Origin of the sequence: Massiliimicrobium timonense, assembly GCF_002160865.1 — a bacterium.
GTDB lineage: Bacteria > Bacillota_I > Bacilli_A > Erysipelotrichales > Coprobacillaceae > Allocoprobacillus.
On record NZ_NFLJ01000002.1, the window covers coordinates 49,471 to 64,846 of the forward strand.

Below are 15,376 nucleotides of genomic sequence, written 5' to 3' on the forward strand. Positions count from 1 at the left end.
TAAAAAAACCTAGTTGATTTGTTTCAACTAGGTTTCTTTGTGATAATAACTTCCTTGATACGTCGATCTTGAATCTTGGTAATCTGGAAGGTAAGATTGTCAATATGAAGTGTTTTGGTTGTGCCATCTTTAGGGATGGAACGTAAATGACTGTATATATAACCACCAATGGTGTTGTAGTCTTCATCTTGTGGAAATGGAATATTGATGGCTTCAGAAAGTTCATCAAGATCAGCATTTCCGTTGACTCTCCATTGTGTTTCATTGATTTTTTGAATATCAGGTCTTTCACGTGAATCGTGTTCATCATAGATGTTTCCAAAGATTTCTTCAACTAAATCTTCTAATGTAATAATACCACTGATTCCACCAAATTCATCTATAGCTATCGCAAAATGAATGTTTTTATTTTGCATATCTGCAAATAGAAGATCAGCTCTCATTGAATCTGGGATGAAATATGGTTTTGAAAGTATCTTTTCAAATGGTTTTTTCTTGGTTTGAAGATTTAATAGATAATCTCTAACATGTAGAACACCAATGATATTGTTTTCATCATCTTGATAAACAGGATAACGAGATAAACCAGAACTTTGAATTATTTTGATAATTTCTTCTTGAGTTGCATCAGCAGAAATCATTGTGACATCAACAGATGGAGTCATGATTTCTGATATATCTGTGTCATTGAAATCAAAGATATTTTGTAACCATTCGCTTTCGTCTTCGTTGAGAACACCACGTTTTTCACCGAGTTCAATCATTGTCAGGATTTCTTCTTCGGTAATGTTATCTTCTTCAGCTTCTGTTTTTAAGTGTAATAGTTTTAAAACAGCATTGGTTGAAAAGGATAAAAATTTAACAACAGGGTTCATAATTTTTGCAATCATTAAAACTGTTCCACATGAGATTTTAGATACTTCATATGGTTTTTGCATTGCGATTCTTTTAGGAACTAATTCACCAAAGATTAAAGTAAAATAAGATAAAATAATCGTAATGATAATGACTGATAATGTATCAAGAACATTTAATGGAATACTTGTGATTCCTAAATCCTGTGATACCCATTGAACAAGATACTCTGAAAAGTTATCAGCCGCAAAGGCACTTCCTAAAAATCCAGCTAACGTAATTCCAATTTGAATGGTTGATAAGAATCCAGAAGGTTCTTGTAGAAGAATTAATAAACGTTTGGCTGTTTTTTCTCCACCTTCAGCTTTTTTCTCTAATTGTGTCTTGTTTAATGATAAGACAGCAATTTCTGTTGCTGCAAAGAATGCATTCAATAAAATTAAAATAATCTGCAATAATAATTGCGAGGGTATAGAGTCCATAACTTCACTCTCCTTTTATTTTTTGGCTCTATATGTTTGTGATATAAAAAAAGACAACTACCACAACACTGCAATAAAAGTCTCGTTATTTCATATATAAAACCGGCTAATAAACTTAGCGTGATGTCGATTATATAACATCATAAAAATGATGCTAACTACTCCCTTTTATGTGTTCTATTTTATCATATTGCACGTAACTGTCAATATTGTTATGATAAGAGTATGTAAAAAAGGAGAAAAAGATGTATGTATTTACAGTTATTAGAATATGTCAGTCATGATTTACCAGATGGGTTTACACCTTATTATATTTATGGAATTATGGTAGATGATAAGGAAGTTGGTAGAATCACTTTTAGAGAAGGGTCATTGCAGGAACATTATTTTGATGGACATATTGGTTATCATATTGAAGAAGCATATAGAGGACATCACTATGCTTATCAGGCTTGTTTACTTTTACAAAAAGAACGTGATTTTCATCAAGTGATTTTAACATGTGATCCATCTAATCAGGCATCACTTAAAACGATTCAAAAGCTTCATGCAAAGTATCTTGAAACAAAAACAATTCCTAAAAGTCAACGTCGTTTCTTTCACCAAGATGAAAAGGAAAAAATGATTTTTTTATGGGAAGTTTAAGTTCATTGTTTGTATTGATTTCGTTATAATAGAAAAAAGGAGGGTGTTTTGTGAAGTTTGTACATATTGGAGATTTACATTTAGGGAAAGTCATTCATCAGTGTTCCTTACTATCTATTCAACGTGAATTGTTGTTTGAATTATTAGATGAGATGGACCAAAGAAATATTCGTTTATTGGTTATTGCGGGAGATATTTATGATCGTTTGATTCCTAGTCAAGAAGCAGTGAATTTGTTGGATGAATTTTTAACGAAAGCCTTATTGACTTATCATATTGAAGTTTTGATGATTAGTGGAAATCATGATAGCTCTGACCGTTTACATTTCGCTAGTTCTTTATTGGTGAAAAATGGATTACATATTGAAACTTATTTAAAAGAAAAGATGGTGTATGTTGAAAAAGAGAATGTCAGATTTTATCTGTTGCCTTTTGTTAAACCATCACAAGTGAGAATGTTATATCCTGATCAGGAGATTCATACTTATCAAGAAGCTTTGGCTTATTATCTCTCCAAGCAAAGTCTTGACCATGATTATCAAAATATTCTTGTTACACATCAATTTGTTGGACATTCAAGCATAACCAGTGAATCAGAAGTGCCATTAAGTGTGGGTGGTAGTGAAATTATTGATGCTTCTTTATTTGATGATTTTGATTATGTAGCTTTAGGGCATCTTCATGCTCCTCAAAAGGTCAAACGTGAAACGATGCGTTATAGTGGTTCTTTGATGTGCTATTCTTTTGATGAAGTCAAGCAAAAGAAGTCTGTTGTTGTGGTGGATACAGATACAATGGAAATCACAACCTTTTCATTGCATCCATCTCAGACTTTACAAAAATATCAAGGAACATTTGCTGAATTGATGGATGTCAATTTTATTGAAAAAAAGGACGATTATTTATCATTTGAACTGTTAGATCAAAAGATTATTCCTCATGCGATTGAACAGTTGCGTGTCCTTTATCCTCATCTTTTACAATTGACTTATCAATATTTAATGAAGGATGCCAAACAATCCACTTTTCGTCCTATGCAATCTATTGAACAAATGGATACATTATCTTTATTTCAACAGTTTTATCATGATGTGAAAAATCAGGAGTTATCCAATTTAGCAAAGAATGTTGTGCAGGAGTTATTAGAAAAGGCAGGTGAAAAGAGTGAAGATTATTAAATTGACGATGAATGCTTTTATGGCTTATAAGAATTTAACAGTTGTTGATTTTGAAAATATGCAAGATCATGGCTTGTATTTAATTAGTGGACCTACGGGATCAGGAAAAACAACACTTTTTGATGCGATGACTTTTGCATTGTATGGAGAAGCCAGTGGTTCTCATCGACAAACTTCCTATTTTCGTAGTGATTTTGCTGATGCAAAAGAAGAAACATATGTGGAATTGACATTTGAATTGCATCAGCATCGTTATACAGTGAAACGTTCACCAACATATTATCGTGAAGGTTATAAAACGCCCAAAATGGCTCAAGCCTATTTTGATGATGGTCAACAGATTATTGAAGGAATTAAAGAAGTCAATGCAAAGATTAAAGAATTGTTGGGAGTGGATGTGCGTCAATTTAAACAAATTGTAATGATTGCTCAAGGAGAGTTTACAAAACTGATTTATGCCAGTAGTGAAGAAAGAGAACGTGTTTTACGTCATGTTTTTCATAGTGAACCACTTGTTATCTTTGAAAATCTATTAAAAGACAAGGTAAAACACTATAAAGATGAATTTATGATGTCGAATCAGGATTTATCTTCTCGTTTTTCCATGTTGCAGTTATCATCTGATTTTATACAACAACATCAAGAATTTCACCCTTCTTATATTCAAGATGCCCAAATAGAAAATCAAAAAATTAATGAACAGCTTGATTTAGATAAACACAACTATCATAAAGCCAAAAATGAATATGATAAGTTTTCTCAACAATACTATCAAAAACAAGAACACAATCAACAATTATTAGAATTAGAAGAAGTGATGAAACAATATCATCAACTACAAGCTCAAAAAGAAAAAATGTTGTTGCTGGAAAAGGATTTTGAAAAAATAGAACATATCAAAAATCATCAATCTTGTATTCATCAATACAAACAAAGTCAAACATCTTATCAACAAGCCTGTTTCCAAAAACAGGAGGTTGAACACAAACTTTCCTCTTTACAACAACAATTCTCTTTATTAAAAAAAGAATATCAAAAATTAGATGAAGATAAACACCAAAAAGATCAATTATTCATAGATATAGACAATACCAAAAAAGCCTTAGAACAATATCAGTTATATCAAAAACAACGAACAATTTATCAACAACAATACAAACAATATCAAGCTTTACAAAATGATTATCATGATTTACAGGTGCGATATGAAAAAATGGAAAATCGTATTGGGCGTGATCAGGACAATGTCAATCGTTTACCACGTCTGGAACTGGAATTAGAACAGAATGAAAAAAATGTTAAAGAAATCAATCAAAAAAGAGTCATGATTCATGAATTAAGCCAGTTCTATGATGAATGGAAATCTTTACAAGATCACCACTATGATTTATCAGTTATCTATCAACAAAAACAAGCTGAATATGAAAAGATTTTACAGTGTTATCGTCATGAAGATGAATTATTTCGTCGTCAACAGGCGGGTATTTTAGCTAGCCACCTTAAAGACAATGAACCTTGTCCTGTCTGTGGTTCTACCCATCATCCTCATCTGGCAGAACTTGAAAAACAGGTCCTTTCTTCTCGTGAATTAGAACAACTCTCACAACAGGTTGAAGCGAAGAATATTGAACAGCAGGAAGCTTATCAGGAAGTTTATCAACAAAATGAACGTGTGACAACGATGCAGACACGTATTGAAATGTTGAAAAAACAGCTCAATATTCAAGAGGAATTATCAAAAGAAGTCTTTATTCATTTATTATCAGATATTGTGCAAGTTATTGAAGAACAGGAAAAAACATATCAGAAAAAGTATAATGATGTGATTTATTTAAAGAAGATTCAACGTAGTTTAGAACAGGATACACTTTTATTAAAACAACAAAATCAATACTTACAAGATATGCAACAACAATTAATGGATAAAGAAAAAAGTATATCTTTATTACAACAACAATATCTTCAATTGGAGAAAGACTATCATTTTGATCAACATCAAGATATTTCATCTGTTTTAACACAACAACAAAAAGACTTCAAACAATTAGAAAAACACATTGAAACAATAGAGAATCAATATCATCAATGCCAAGAAAATCTTTCTATTTATACACATCAGTTCACTCAAATCACACAACAGCTTCAATTATTAAAAGAAGAAAAAGACAAAGCTCAATTATTATATCAGCAGTTTATTCAAGATTGTTTTGAAGATGAAAAACAATATCTCTATTATCAAGAACATATAAAAGATATTGAAAGTCAAAAACAGGCATATCAAAATTATTTTATACAGTTAGAAGCTTTAGACAAACAAAAAACACTTTTAGAAGAAAAAACAAAAGATTATCAGTTATATGATCTGGCTCAAGAAAAACAACAATTAGATGATTTATTATTAAAACGTGATCAGGCTTATACAAAGTATCATGAAACTTTATATGTTTTTCAACAAAACGATAAAATCTTAAAACAGTTAGAAAAAGATTATCTAAACAATCAGGATATTTTTGAAAAGTATACACTCTACCAAGATTTATATGATCAGACAGTTGGAAAGAATCCTTTACGTATGTCTTTTGAAAGATATGTATTATCGACTTATTTTGAACAGATATTAGAATATGCCAATATTGAGTTGATGAAGATGACACAGGGACGTTTTGCCTTGTATCGTAAAAAAGATGTTAAAGGTGTCAAACAGCAGGGACTGGATTTGAGTGTTTTGGATTATGAAACAGGCGTGATGCGTGATATTCAGTCTTTATCAGGTGGAGAATCTTTTAAAGCGGCTTTATCATTGGCTTTAGGTTTATCTTCAATGATTCAAAATTATGCTGGAGGAATTGAATTAAACACTTTGTTTATTGATGAAGGATTTGGAACTTTAGATCATGAATCCATTGATCAGGCATTATCTGTTTTAATGGACTTAAAAAATGATCATAAGACAATAGGTATTATTTCACATGTTGATGAATTAAAAGAAAGAATTGAAACACAGATCATTGTGGAAAAAACAAATCAAGGAAGTACACTACATATAGAAAGAGGGTAGCTGAAAATATGTTTATATACAAATATCATCGTATGACAACAAAAGTGTCTGGAATAGGAATTACAGAATATCGTTTTGAGAATATGCGTGATGTTATAGATAAATATGCCAATGATGGATGGCGTTATGTTGGTTTTGTGCCTGTTTTACAAAGAGGAAATGGATATATTGAAGAAATAGAGCTGATTTTTGAAAAAGAAAAGTCATAATTGCTTTTTGGTAAAATTCTTGTATAATAGTAAGGTAAATATTAAAGAAGGGGTATAGAAAAATGGCAAATAAAGTAAAAAATGATGCGATTACATCAAGAGATGAAAACTTTGCACAGTGGTATACAGATGTATGTCGTAAAGCTGAATTAATGGATTATTCAAGTGTCAAAGGGTTTATCATTTATCGACCATATGGTTATGCTTTATGGGAAATGATTCAAGCCTACATGGACAAAAAATTTAAAGAAACAGGACACGAAAATGTTTATATGCCGATGTTGATCCCTGAATCTTTACTACAAAAAGAAGCAGATCATGTGGAAGGATTCGCTCCTGAATGTGCTGTTGTCACACGTGGTGGATTAGATGAACTGGAAGAAAAATTGGTGATTCGTCCAACATCTGAAACATTATTTTGTGAACACTACGCTAAAATTGTGAATTCTTATCGTGATTTACCTAAGTTATATAATCAATGGTGTTCTGTTGTACGTTGGGAAAAAACAACACGCCCATTTTTAAGAGGTTCAGAATTCTTATGGCAGGAAGGACATACAATTCATGCAACGGCTGATGAAGCCAGAGAAGAAACGATGCGTATGCTGGATATTTATGAAACAACAGCCAGAGAATTATTAGCCATACCAATGGTGACAGGTAAAAAGACGGAAAGAGAAAAGTTTGCAGGAGCCGAAGAAACATATACGATTGAAGCTTTAATGCATGATGGAAAAGCATTGCAATCTGGAACATCACATTATTTTGGTGATGGATTTGCGAAAGCTTTTGATATGAAGTTCCTGGATAAAGATAATCAGTTAAAATATGTTCATCAGACATCATGGGGAGTTTCTACAAGATTACTAGGAGCGATTATTATGGTTCATGGTGATGATAATGGACTTGTTTTACCACCAAGAGTGGCTCCAACACAAGTGATGATTATTCCAATCCAGCAACAAAAAGAAGGTATCTTAGATAAGGCTTATGAACTGCAAAATCAATTACAGGCACAAGGTATTCGTGTCAAAGTGGATGCCAGTGATAAATCGCCAGGATGGAAGTTCTCTGAAGCTGAAATGCGTGGAATTCCATTACGTTTAGAAATTGGTCCTAGAGATTTACAAAATGGTCAATGTGTTGTGGCAAAACGTGTCAATGGTGAAAAATTAACTTTAGCATTGGATGAAACTTTACCAGAAAAATTAGCTACATTATTAGATGAAGTCCATGATGAAATGTATCAAAAAGCTTTGAAGTTTAGGGATGAACACATTACTGATGTTGAAACATATGAAGAATTTAAAGAAGTTTTAGATTCTAAAGGTGGTTATGTGAAAATGGCATGGTGTGGAGATGAAGCTTGTGAAGTGAAAATCAAAGAAGATACTGCAGCAACATCTCGTTGTATTGATACACAAGCTCATGTTGATGGTGTTTGCCCAATTTGTGGAAAGAAAGCGAAACATATTGTTTATTTTGCAAGAGCATATTAAAAACAGTTGATGAAAATCAACTGTTTTCTTTATGTAACCATAATTGATCGATATACTTATGACCTTTCATGACATAACAATGATGAAAGACTGTCATATTTAAAAATAGACCACAGAATGCAATAACAAATGCACTCCCTTGAACACTGGTCCATAAATAAAGCATAAAACCCCCTATAATTAAAATTATTGGGATAAATATAAGATTGTAAGTGACCAGTTCTATATGAATGAGTTTATTCATAGGATAGTTTTTGATATTTTGGAATCGATTTTTAAACGTATAGATGATGATACTTATACAAGGAATACCAAAGATAAGTAGTCCGGGTAGTATCATTTGATTGAAAAAGGATATGAGAATTTCCGAAAAGTCAATTGTTTTAGGACCAAAGACATCATTGTTATACAAGATAAAAACGACAATAATATTGATGATATTAAAGATAACTTGTGTTGCATGGTAATTAAATTGATTCATTGTGGCATAGTATCTTTGATACCATTTCTTTTTTTGTATTGTTGCACTCTTTTGACCTGTCAAGATTTCTTGAACGGGGATTTGAAAGTATTCACAGATTTGTAAAAGAGTATCATAATCGGGAAGATTAACACCTCTTTCCCAGCGTGAAATTGTACGATTTGTAACACCAAGAACCTGAGCAAGTTGTTCCTGTGTCATTCCTTTTTGATAACGGGCTTTTTTTAAGATTTGTCCAAATGTTTTAGGGTTCATAAGTATGCCTCCTTGCTATGTTTATCATATCAAACTTGGCGATTTATGAACAGGACATATCACGAGAATACCCTTCATGAGTCTTTTATTTTAACATTTAATAAGTGAATAAGGTCAATGGCTTGAAAACTATTAATCATAGCACCACGAATATCTTCGGGAGAAGTCATGATTCCTTCAATCTGACATGATGATAAATCTGTTTTATATAATGGAGCATGAAGAAATTCACATTGAGTTAAATCACATTCCTGGAATGAGGTTTTATTCATTTTGGTTTCAATAAAACTGGCATTATGTAATGAACATTGATGAAATTGAACGGTTTTGTTGTTCATGAATGCAAAATTAGCAAAATGACATAAACAGTCTTTGAAAGCTACATGATCAAAAAGAGATTCAGCAAAATCTGTTCCCATGAGTTTACAGTTTTGAAATTGAACATGGCGAAAAAGGGTTGTATTCATTTTGATGTTAGATAAATCACAATGAGAAAATGTGACATCTACAAAATAACTGTGTTCAAAAGAAATATCTTGAAAATCAATATGATCAAAATAACAGTTTTGAAAATCTTTATTAGTTAAATTTTCATCAATAATAGCTTCATTATGATAGGATGCATCAAAGATTTTTTCCTCTAATAAATCTTCTTTTAATATCATGATTGGTCACTCCTTTATTTATTAAAAATATCATAACATAGAAAGATATCAATGTAAATAAGTTCTTTTTTATCAATGTTTGTGATAAAATATGAAACAAAAGAGGTGTAAACATGCAAAAGAAGATAGCTTTAATTAATGATATGACAGGGTTTGGAAGATGTGCCATTGCGGCTATGGCACCTATTGTTTCAGCAATGAAAATACAGGCAGTCCCTATACCTACAGCCATTTTATCAACACATACACAATTTCCAGTTTTTTATTTTGATGATTATACATCAAGAATGAAAGATTATATTCAAACATATAAGGATTTACATTTGGAGTTTGATGCGATTGCGACAGGATTCTTAGGTTCTGAAAAACAGGTTGATATTGTGATTGATTTTATTCAGACATTTAAAAAAGATAATTCATTTATTCTAGTTGATCCGGTGATGGGAGATCATGGTCAATTGTATAAGACTTATACTCCTGAGATGTGTGAAAAAATGAAAGAACTGGTAAAATATGCAGATTTAATGACGCCTAATCTCACTGAATTAGTCACATTGGTTGATCGACCTTATCCAGTTTCATTACCTTCATTTGATGAGTTAAAAGAAATGTGTGAACAGCTTTCTAAACAGGGACCATCACATATTGTTGTGACGGGAATACCTTTTAATGATAAACAGATTTTGAATTTTATTTATAATCGACATGAAGATTATCAGATTGTGATGGTTGATCGTATTGGTAAGGATCGTTGTGGAACCGGTGATGTCATTGCGGCAGTGATTGCAGGAAGTTATTTGAATGGATTGAGTTTTTATGAAAGTGTGAAAAAAGCAACGAAGTTTGCTTCAAAGTGCATTCGCTATTGTGAAGAAACGCATGTTCCACATCATTATGGTTTATGTTTTGAGGAATATTTATATGAGTTAGGAGAAGAGTTATGATTTTATATACATTACATGGAAATGGTTATCAGGATATTGCTCAATTGTCATCTTGTCAAGGAGCAACTGTTTATGTTAATTTAACGAATCGTTGTCCTTGTGCCTGTACATTTTGTTTAAGACAGACAAAAGAAATGGAAGAAGGGCATAGTTTATGGTTAAAAAAAGAGCCAACAGTGGAAGAAGTAATTCAAGAATTTCAAAAATATGATTTGGATGATTTTAAAGAAGTGGTATTTTGTGGGTTTGGTGAACCTTTGGAAAGAGTGGAAGATGTGGTTCAAATTGCAGGGATTTTAAAGCATTTTCGTAGAGATTTGCCGATTCGTATCAATACCAATGGTCTGGCTAATCTCATTCATCAGCGTGATGTGACACCAGAATTAAAAGGACGTATTGATACAGTTTCGATTAGTTTGAATGCGCCAGATGCTGGTGAATATGATGCTTTGACACGTAGTCGTTTTGGGAAAGAATCATTTCAGGCTATGTTAGATTTCGCTTCTCTATGTCGTCAATATGTACCCCATGTTGTGATGACTGTTGTCGATATTATTGGTGACGAAAAAATACAAAGGTGTCAAGCGATTTGTGATGAACTAGGTGTCAAATTACGTGTTCGTCCATTTGAAGAATAGGAGAGTGAAAAGATGTTATATATGACAAGAGAGCAACGCCAGATTTCATTAGAAAAAATGACAAATACGAGAGATTTAGGTGGTTATGAAACACAGAGTGGATTATATAGTCGAGCTCATAAATATGTTAGAGCAGCAGCTCCAACATATGCTTCATCAAAGGATATTCAAACCTTAAAAGATTATGGTGTTAAAGTGGTGGTTGATTTAAGGAGTGACTTTGAAAAGGAATGTCAACCTAACCCTTTCGCAAATGACAAGGATATTGATTATTATGAAGTGAATTTATTTGATTCTTCAAAAGCAGTTCTTGTTCCAGACGAAGTGAAAACATATAAAGATTTAGGTGGTGTTTATATTTATATGTTGGAAGGAATGAAACATAAATTTAAGGAATTGTTTGATATTTTTATGAAATATCCTTATGAAACTGTTTTATTTCATTGTTCTGCTGGTAAGGATCGTACCGGTGTTACAGCAGCTTTATTATTGGATTTAATTGGTTGCCATGAATATGATATTGTTAAGGATTATAGTGAGTCTTATGAAAATAATAAGGAAATGAATGCTTCTTTGGCACAGATGATGAATGATGAAGAAGCCAAACAATATTTAAGATCTTCACCACGTTATATGATGGAATTATTGGATTATTTAAGAGAACATTATGGAAGTGCTAAGGAGTATTTATTGGAAATTGGTATGAAAAATGATGAAATTGAAGAATTAATTGAAAATTTTACAATTTAAAAAAGAAAAATGCCCTCAAAAATGCGTATATAAGTATTAGGAGGGTATTTTTATGGAAAAAAAGTTAACGTTAAAACAAAAGGATTATATTGTTAGAAAGATTTATAAAACATATCAAAAGGCACAATTGGATATATTATATTTAACACAACATTATAATTACTATCCACAAGTGGATATGTTTAAAGTGAAAGATTCTTCGACTGTTTATCATGGAGATGAAAAAATGGTACAACAAATAGAACGTAAACAGCGTTTAGAAAATTATGTTGAGATGATTCATCAGGTACATACACATTTATCTCATGAAACTTATGATTTTATTGAACATGAATATATTAATTATTATGAATCTTCATGGTGGATGACATTTTATTCACGTGCCAGTTATTATCGTTTAAAGCATAGAGCTTTAGATGAGTTTATGGATTGTATTTCTATTTTTTGGAGTGAAGAAGATATTTTATCTTTATTAGACGCATAGTTTTGTCAAAAACAATAGAAAAATACTTTTTTATCTTATACAATGAGTATAAGAGGTGATTCTATGTTTGATGGATTGTTGTTGATATTGGCATTCTTTGCGGGTATTTTAGGTACTTTTATAGGTGGAACACAAACTTTTATATGTACTGGTTTTATTGGTATTGTTGTGGCTATTGTACAGGCATGTGGTGGAGATATTTCTTTTTTAGAACCTTATATTTTAAATGGTTTGTTTTTACCATGTATTATTTTTAATGGGTCAGTTGTAGCAACGGCTGTAGCTTCACACTACAATGAGAAAATACGTGGGTTTGAAACAGGACGTTCATTGGCTTTTATTCAAGATACGAGAATTTTATTGGCTGGAGGATTGGCTGGTGTTGCAGGATATTTGATTTATGCAGTGGCCTTGTATTATGATTTTCCTATTGATCAAGGGGCTTTATCAGTTGTTATCATTGGTGTGCTTGCACGTTTAGTTTTGAATCAGGAACAGTTTATGAATAAATCTTCTTTACTATTTTTAAAAACACGTTCTATTAATTACTGGGGTTATCAGCTTTTGTTTGCTTTAGCGATTTCATTTTGCATGGGAGTTATTGTCAAATATACAGGATTATATACAATAGGTTTTTCAATCAGTGCCTTTTCTTTAATTTTTGCGTTGATTGATGGCTCTTTTCCAGCAACACATCATATCACGCTCGTCGCTGGGTATGCCTACTGGCAGACACAAAGTATGGTTTTATGCTTGATTTTTGGTTTATTGGCTCATCTTATTGGATTGTTGTTTAGTTATGTGTTTAATTTGGAATGTGGAACACATGTTGATCCACCAGCTGTAGCGATTGGGTCATTAAGTTTAGTGATTTTTACTTTGTTTTAGGAGGAAGTTTTTGTGAATGTAGAAATTATCAATGTAGGAACAGAATTGTTGTTGGGAGAAATTGTGAATACCAATGCCACACTTTTACAAAAGGTATGCAAAGATTTAGGATTTAATGTGTATTATCAAAGTGTTGTGGGTGATAATCCTCAAAGACTCTATGATTGCTTAAAAGTGGCTTTTGAGCGTGGTGCTGATTGTGTGATGACAACAGGAGGGCTTGGTCCAACAACAGATGATTTAACAAAAGAATTGTCAGCTCAATATCTTGGGTTGGAAATGGTTTATAATAAACAGGAAGCACAAAAGGTTGAGCAGAAGTGTCGTTATTGTACAGGCGTTGATCAGGTCCCTGACAATAATTTTAAGCAGGCTTATTATCCTCGAGATGCTTATATTTTAGAAAATGATATGGGGACAGCCAATGGCTGTGTCATGAGTGATGGTCAACATATGATTATTAATTTACCTGGACCACCAAAGGAATTAAAATATGTTGTTGAACATTCTTTAATTCCTTATTTGGAATCAATGAAACAAGATACCATCTATACTTATGAGTATTTAACGATGTTTATTGGTGAAAGTAAGATTGATGAAGTGTTAAGAGATCTGATTGAAGATCAAAATCAAGTTTCGATTGCACTGTATGCTGGAGAGGAAACGGTTCGTATTCGTTTGGCTGTTAAAGCATCTTCTCAAGAAGTGGCTGATGCCTTGATGAAAGATGTTCAATGTGAAATTGAAAAACGTTTAGCTTCTTATATTATTCATGAAAAGAATTTAAAAGAAGCAATATTAAAAGAAAAACCATCACTTTGGATTTGTTATGAAAATGATTTTCGTTTTCAAGATGAGTGGTTATCGCCATTCATTCAAAAAGAAGGTGATATTCATATTGTTGTGAAAATAAGACAGGAAAAGCTAGGAGAAGTTGTTTGTATAACGATCAATGATGAATATTTTGAAGTTCCTACTTTTGTGAAGGCACATTATTCTTATGCGAAAGTAGAAGCCAGATTTGTTGGAAAGCTGTATCAATATATAATGACACATAAAAAGTAAAAATATGGTACTTTTGAAATCTATTCCTATGTTTGTGGTATGCAATCGCTTACAATGCGATAAAAATAAAAAAACATTGATAAAATCAACATATTTTTTATTTTTTACTTGCGAATATTAAGACTTTATATATAATAGGAGATGTCCTCAAGGACAACGTGTATATCATATCATAATATTCCTCGATATACATATGAAGCAAAAGTATTCATATAATTTACTCAAAGAGATCCCTGCTAGAGGCAGCAGACTAGCAGATAAATAGTGAACAGCAGCACTATGGATCATTATAAGAAAAGAGCGATATTTCAGGGTATATCGCTCTTTTCTTATTTAAGCAGTTCAATAAATTGAATGGCAGCTGGGGTTAAGGTTTTTCTTGATAACCAGGCATAGCCAATACTACGTTTGATGAGAGGTTGATCTAGCTGTATTTCATAGATTTCATGATTTTTGAGTTCTTGTGTTGAAAATTCTTTGATGACACATGCTTTTCCCAGACCATTTTTAACAGCTTCTAATAATAGGTTATGTGAACCTAGTTCAATATCGGGATGTAATAAATGACCATGCAAGGCAAAGTGATCATCAACATATTGTCTTGAATTTGTATTCTTTTCTAACATGACCAAAGTTTCATGAGAAAGTTCACTTAATGAATAGATATGTGAATCTGGCATCTGACTGACAAAGATATCATGAATCTGTAAACATTCTTGAATTGTGATGGCTTCATCGTGCAGTGGCATATTGACAAATCCTAAATCAATATCGCCATTTTTTAATAAATCAATGATTTCAAGACTGGTACGATTGACCATTTTGATTTTGACTTGAGGGTATTGCTGGTGGAATTTGACAAGATAAGGCATCAGGTAGTTTTCACTGAGTGTATCACCAGCACCAATTAAGAGCTCACCGACACTTAATTTATGAAAGTGTGCCAGCTGGTTTTCAGCACTGGTAATTAATGATAAGGCTTGGGCGATTTTTTGATGTAACATCTGTCCTTCTTTAGTTAAAATAACACCTTTAGATTGACGAATAAAAAGCTGTGTTTGGAGTTCTTTTTCTAGAAGATGGATAGCCTGACTGACAGCGGATTGTGAAATAAAGAGGTTTCTGGCGGCTAAAGAAAATGATTGCGTAGAAGCTGCTTCATTAAAGATTTTGTATTGTTCGAGTTTTATGGTCATATAAGTTCTCCTAATATCATATGTATTAAATATTAATTTTACTAATGTTTTGTTTTATTTTATAATAGATGTTGTGAAACGTCA

At 32.0% G+C, this 15,376-nt stretch carries 15 protein-coding genes; 11 read left to right on the forward strand and 4 right to left on the reverse strand.

Annotation, left to right across the window (positions count from 1 at the left end; genetic code table 11):
- Positions 1-23 precede the first annotated feature (23 nt).
- Positions 24-1,337, reverse strand: a complete 1,314-nt coding sequence (locus B5E75_RS01000; RefSeq protein ID WP_087356956.1) for a hemolysin family protein — start codon at positions 1,335-1,337, stop codon at positions 24-26.
- A gap of 249 nt (positions 1,338-1,586) precedes the next feature.
- Between B5E75_RS01000 and B5E75_RS01005 the strand changes: the two genes are divergently transcribed.
- The 5 genes from B5E75_RS01005 (at position 1,587) to proS (ending at position 7,926) form a co-directional block, all read left to right on the forward strand.
- A complete protein-coding gene (locus tag B5E75_RS01005) occupies positions 1,587-1,982 on the forward strand; it encodes a GNAT family N-acetyltransferase (protein WP_087356957.1) in 396 nt (131 codons plus the stop codon).
- Positions 1,983-2,032: 50 nt separating this feature from the next.
- A complete protein-coding gene (locus tag B5E75_RS01010; protein ID WP_087356958.1) occupies positions 2,033-3,160 on the forward strand; it encodes an exonuclease SbcCD subunit D in 1,128 nt (375 codons plus the stop codon).
- Positions 3,147-6,218: an AAA family ATPase gene (locus B5E75_RS01015; RefSeq protein ID WP_087356959.1), complete on the forward strand. Its 3,072-nt coding sequence runs from the start codon at positions 3,147-3,149 to the stop codon at positions 6,216-6,218. Before B5E75_RS01010 ends, B5E75_RS01015 begins: the two co-directional genes overlap by 14 nt.
- An 8-nt stretch (positions 6,219-6,226) precedes the next feature.
- Positions 6,227-6,427: a DUF4177 domain-containing protein gene (locus B5E75_RS01020; RefSeq protein ID WP_087356960.1), complete on the forward strand. Its 201-nt coding sequence runs from the start codon at positions 6,227-6,229 to the stop codon at positions 6,425-6,427.
- Between the two features lie 62 nt (positions 6,428-6,489).
- On the forward strand, positions 6,490-7,926 hold the full coding sequence (gene proS, locus B5E75_RS01025; RefSeq protein ID WP_087356961.1) for a proline--tRNA ligase: 1,437 nt from the start codon (positions 6,490-6,492) through the stop codon (positions 7,924-7,926).
- 16 nt (positions 7,927-7,942) lie between these two features.
- Here proS and B5E75_RS01030 read toward each other — a convergent pair whose 3' ends face one another.
- Together B5E75_RS01030 and B5E75_RS01035 are read right to left on the reverse strand one after the other, a co-directional pair.
- Positions 7,943-8,662 (reverse strand): helix-turn-helix domain-containing protein, encoded by a 720-nt coding sequence (locus B5E75_RS01030; RefSeq protein ID WP_087356962.1) that lies wholly within the window; start codon positions 8,660-8,662, stop codon positions 7,943-7,945.
- Between the two features lie 74 nt (positions 8,663-8,736).
- On the reverse strand, positions 8,737-9,327 hold the full coding sequence (locus B5E75_RS01035) for a pentapeptide repeat-containing protein (protein ID WP_087356963.1): 591 nt from the start codon (positions 9,325-9,327) through the stop codon (positions 8,737-8,739).
- Positions 9,328-9,440: 113 nt separating this feature from the next.
- On the opposite strand from B5E75_RS01035, the gene B5E75_RS01040 reads away from it, so the two are divergent.
- The 6 genes from B5E75_RS01040 to B5E75_RS01065 all read left to right on the forward strand — a co-directional run bounded on the left by B5E75_RS01040 (position 9,441) and on the right by B5E75_RS01065 (position 14,096).
- Positions 9,441-10,271 (forward strand): pyridoxamine kinase, encoded by an 831-nt coding sequence (locus tag B5E75_RS01040; RefSeq protein ID WP_087356964.1) that lies wholly within the window; start codon positions 9,441-9,443, stop codon positions 10,269-10,271.
- Entirely contained in the window at positions 10,268-10,909 is a 642-nt protein-coding gene (locus B5E75_RS01045; RefSeq protein ID WP_087356965.1) for a TIGR04100 family radical SAM protein, read from the forward strand. The genes B5E75_RS01040 and B5E75_RS01045 overlap by 4 nt, the downstream gene beginning before the upstream one ends.
- 12 nt (positions 10,910-10,921) lie before the next feature.
- Positions 10,922-11,659, forward strand: coding sequence for a tyrosine-protein phosphatase (locus tag B5E75_RS01050; RefSeq protein WP_087356966.1), 738 nt, complete (start codon positions 10,922-10,924; stop codon positions 11,657-11,659).
- 52 nt (positions 11,660-11,711) lie between these two features.
- Positions 11,712-12,143 carry an MG284/MPN403 family protein gene (locus B5E75_RS01055; protein ID WP_087356967.1) on the forward strand — a complete coding sequence of 144 codons (432 nt, stop codon included), beginning with the start codon at positions 11,712-11,714 and terminating at the stop codon, positions 12,141-12,143.
- A gap of 63 nt (positions 12,144-12,206) precedes the next feature.
- Entirely contained in the window at positions 12,207-13,031 is an 825-nt protein-coding gene (locus B5E75_RS01060; RefSeq protein WP_087356968.1) for a DUF7973 family transport facilitator, read from the forward strand.
- Positions 13,032-13,043: 12 nt separating this feature from the next.
- Positions 13,044-14,096 carry a molybdopterin-binding protein gene (locus B5E75_RS01065; protein WP_087356969.1) on the forward strand — a complete coding sequence of 351 codons (1,053 nt, stop codon included), beginning with the start codon at positions 13,044-13,046 and terminating at the stop codon, positions 14,094-14,096.
- A 329-nt stretch (positions 14,097-14,425) separates the two neighbouring features.
- On the opposite strand, the gene B5E75_RS01070 is transcribed toward B5E75_RS01065, so the two are convergent.
- Positions 14,426-15,292 carry a LysR family transcriptional regulator gene (locus tag B5E75_RS01070; protein ID WP_087356970.1) on the reverse strand — a complete coding sequence of 289 codons (867 nt, stop codon included), beginning with the start codon at positions 15,290-15,292 and terminating at the stop codon, positions 14,426-14,428.
- Positions 15,293-15,376: the final 84 nt, after the last annotated feature.

Coding starts and splice junctions, on each gene's coding strand:
- B5E75_RS01000 (WP_087356956.1), bottom strand. CDS start 1,337: ATGGACTCTATACCCTCGCAATTATTATTGCAGATTATTTTAATTTTA.
- B5E75_RS01005 (WP_087356957.1), top strand. CDS start 1,587: ATGTATTTACAGTTATTAGAATATGTCAGTCATGATTTACCAGATGGG.
- B5E75_RS01020 (WP_087356960.1), top strand. CDS start 6,227: ATGTTTATATACAAATATCATCGTATGACAACAAAAGTGTCTGGAATA.
- proS (WP_087356961.1), top strand. CDS start 6,490: ATGGCAAATAAAGTAAAAAATGATGCGATTACATCAAGAGATGAAAAC.
- B5E75_RS01030 (WP_087356962.1), bottom strand. CDS start 8,662: ATGAACCCTAAAACATTTGGACAAATCTTAAAAAAAGCCCGTTATCAA.
- B5E75_RS01035 (WP_087356963.1), bottom strand. CDS start 9,327: ATGATATTAAAAGAAGATTTATTAGAGGAAAAAATCTTTGATGCATCC.
- B5E75_RS01040 (WP_087356964.1), top strand. CDS start 9,441: ATGCAAAAGAAGATAGCTTTAATTAATGATATGACAGGGTTTGGAAGA.
- B5E75_RS01045 (WP_087356965.1), top strand. CDS start 10,268: ATGATTTTATATACATTACATGGAAATGGTTATCAGGATATTGCTCAA.
- B5E75_RS01050 (WP_087356966.1), top strand. CDS start 10,922: ATGTTATATATGACAAGAGAGCAACGCCAGATTTCATTAGAAAAAATG.
- B5E75_RS01055 (WP_087356967.1), top strand. CDS start 11,712: ATGGAAAAAAAGTTAACGTTAAAACAAAAGGATTATATTGTTAGAAAG.
- B5E75_RS01060 (WP_087356968.1), top strand. CDS start 12,207: ATGTTTGATGGATTGTTGTTGATATTGGCATTCTTTGCGGGTATTTTA.
- B5E75_RS01070 (WP_087356970.1), bottom strand. CDS start 15,292: ATGACCATAAAACTCGAACAATACAAAATCTTTAATGAAGCAGCTTCT.